At 73.0% G+C, this 3086-nt stretch carries 1 protein-coding gene and 1 pseudogene; one reads left to right on the top strand and one right to left on the bottom strand.

What is annotated here, in order from left to right:
- Positions 1-340, bottom strand: a pseudogene (locus tag ACLEQD_RS40240) (histidine kinase); the annotation flags it as partial.
- 267 nt (positions 341-607) lie between these two features.
- Between ACLEQD_RS40240 and ACLEQD_RS40235 the strand changes: the two are divergent.
- Positions 608-3086 (top strand): PAS domain S-box protein (locus ACLEQD_RS40235; RefSeq protein ID WP_410391242.1); only part of this gene is annotated, 2479 nt, incomplete at its 3' end.

Here is a 3086-nt window from a genome sequence, read left to right as displayed (position 1 = left end):
CGCGACCTCGCCCGTCCCCGCCCCTCACCGGCACCGCCGTGCACCGCAGCGCGATGCGCGTCCCGTCCGGCCGGAGCACGTGCCACACGGAGGCGTCCACCGGCTCGCCCGCGAGCGCTCGCGCGAGGGGCGACTCCCCCGGCGGCAGGGGGGTGCCGTCCGCGCGCACCCATTCACACCCAGGCAGGCGGGCGTGCTCGATGTGGAGGGGAACGGGGATGCCGAAGTGCGCCGCGGCTTGTGCGTTGAATGAAGGCACACGGCCCGTGCACTCCACGAGCACGACCCCTTCGGCGTCCATGACGCGCGTCGACAGGGGCGGGGAATTCCCGTCCGTCACGCGGGCATCCGAGGCTGAAGAGGTGACGCCGGACATGCCAAGGCTTTCCGCACGCATCATGGTGTCATCGCCGCCTCCCGGAAAGAAAGGAAGACAGAAGCCAGCGCCCACTCCATCCTCAAGGACAGGGAATGCTTCCCATCGTCACGCTCTTCCCGCGGGCCCCCTTGCCTGCATGTCGGCGATCCTCAATCGTTCGACTGTCTACGTCCGCGTCCCGGGACGTTCCGCCCGCACGGCCAAGTTCTTCCACCGCGAGTCCTCAGCATGCAGATGCCGTTCACCCGGCCTGACGGCACCACCCCCACCGAGCGCCGCTTCCGGCAGGTCATCGACACGCTCCAGGAGGTCGTCTTCCAGACGGACACGGAGCGCAACTGGGTCTTCCTCAATCCGGCGTGGACGGAGGTGACGGGCTTCCCCGTGGAGGAGAGCCTGGGCCGCTCCGCGCTGGACTTCGTGCACCCGGACGACCGGGCGCGCACGCTGGAGGTCTGCAAGACCCTGCTCACGCGCGAGCGCGAGTTCGTCCAGCACGAGGTGCGCTACCTCACGCGCGACGGCGGCTTCCGCTGGGTGGAGGTCTTCGCGCGGGTGACGTTCGACGACACCGGCGCGCTGGTGGGCATGGCGGGCACGCTCAACAACATCACCGAGCGCAAGCGCGCGGACGACGCGCTCGCCCGGCGCGAGCGCTACCTCACCGCCCTGGTGGAGATGCAGCAGCGGCTGCTGTCGGTCCCGGAAGGGGGCGACCTGTACGGGCCCGCGCTCGCGCCGCTGGGGCAGGCCTCCGGCGCCAGCCGCGTCTACGTCTTCGAGACGTTCACCGACGCGAAGGGGGCGCTGCTGTGCAGCCAGCGCGCCGAGTGGTGCGCGCCCGGCGTGACCCCGGAGATCGACAACCCGATGCTCCAGGACCTCCCGATGCGGCCCATCCTGGGGCGCTGGGCGAGCCTGCTGGAGCGCGGCGAGGTCGTCACCGGGCGGGTGGCCACCTTCCCCGCCGGCGAGCGGGACCTGCTGGAGCCGCAGGGCATCCTCACGCTGCTGGTGCTGCCGCTGCGCGTGCAGGGCCGGCTGGTGGGGTTCGTGGGCTTCGACAACTGCTTCGAGGCGCGCGAGTGGGACCGGCTGGAGGTGGACCTGCTGTCCGCGGCCAGCGGCGCCATCTCCGTGTCGCTGGAGCGCCGCGCGTCCGAGCGGGCGCTGCGCGAGCACGAGCACCGCTTCCGCCAGCTCGCGGAGAACGCGTCGGACGTGCTGTACCTGTACCGGCGGGAGGCGCCGCGCGGCTTCGCGTACGTCAGCCGCGTGGCGCACGCGAAGCTGGGCCTGGGGCCGGAGGCGCACTACGCGGATCCGGAGCTGTGGTACCGGCAGGTGCACCCGGACGACCGGGCCGCGCTGGAGCGGCTCTTGGAGTCGCCCCAGTCGGTGGACGGCGCGACGGTGGAGCTGCGCTTCCTGCGCCCCGACGGCAGCCTGCTGTGGCTGGAGCACGTGGTGGCGCCGGTGACGGACCCCGCGGGCCACGTGGTGGCGGTGGAGGGCCTGGCGCGCGACATCACGGAGCGCCGTCAGGTGGAGGAGGCGCTGAAGCGCTCCGAGGCCAGCCTGCGCGCGCTGATGGAGGGCTTCCCCGACCCGGCGGCCATCGAGCGCGACGGCCACATCGTCTACGCCAACGCGGCGCTCGTCACCGCGCTGGGCTTCGCGCGCGCCGAGGAGCTGGTGGGCCGCCGGCTGTCGGAGTTCCTGGCGGACGTGCCGGGCACGGGCGTGGCGTCCGTGAACAGCACGCCCCTCACCAGCGAGCGGCGCCTGGTGCTGCGCGACGGGCGCACGCGCGTGGTGGAGCTGGCCAGCCTGCCCCTGCGCTTCGACGGCCAGCCCGCGGTGGTGTCCATCGCGCGCGACGTGACGGAGCAGCGCCAGCTCCAGGCGCGGCTGACGCTGGCGGACCGGCTGGCGTCGGTGGGCACGCTCGCGGCGGGCATCGCGCATGAAATCAACAACCCGCTGGCCTTCGTGCTCTCCAACCTGGGCTTCCTGTCGGACGAGTTCCGCCAGCACCTGTCCCCCGGCCCCGGCGTGCGCGGCGTGCGCCCGCCGGACGTGGCCGAGTGGCAGGAGGTGCTGGGCGAGGCGTGCGAGGGCGCCGAGCGCGTGCGGCAGATCGTCCGCCAGCTGAAGACGTTCTCGCGGCCGGATGAAGAGCGGATGACGCCGGTGGACGTGCACGCGGTGCTGGACTCGGTGGTGATGATGGCCGCCAATGAGATCCGCCACCGCGCGCGGCTGCGCCGCGAGTACGGCGACGTGCCGCAGGTGATGGCCAACGAGGGCCGCCTCTGCCAGGTGTTCCTCAACCTGGTGGTGAACGCGGCGCAGGCCATCCCGGAGGGCTCCGCGCACGACCACGAGGTGGTGCTCGCCACGCGCGCGTCCGGCGGGCAGGTGGTGGTGGAGGTGCGCGACACGGGCAGCGGCATCGCGCCGGAGGTGCTGGGGCGCATCTTCGATCCGTTCTTCACCACCAAGCCCGTGGGCGTGGGCACCGGCCTGGGGCTGTCCATCTGCCACGGCATCATCAGCGGGCTGGGCGGGGACATCCTCGTGGAGAGCACCGTGGGCAAGGGCAGCACGTTCCGCGTGGTGCTGCCCTCGCCGCGGCCCGACCCCGTCGTGCGCCCGCCGGAGGCCCCCGTGCCCGCCGCGCCCGTGGTGCCGCGAGGCCGCGTGC

The organism is Corallococcus sp. 4LFB (assembly GCF_046520365.1).
Classification (GTDB): domain Bacteria; phylum Myxococcota; class Myxococcia; order Myxococcales; family Myxococcaceae; genus Corallococcus; species Corallococcus caeni.
The sequence above is the reverse complement of the archived record's forward strand: the minus strand, read 5'-3'. Positions and strand labels throughout refer to the sequence as shown.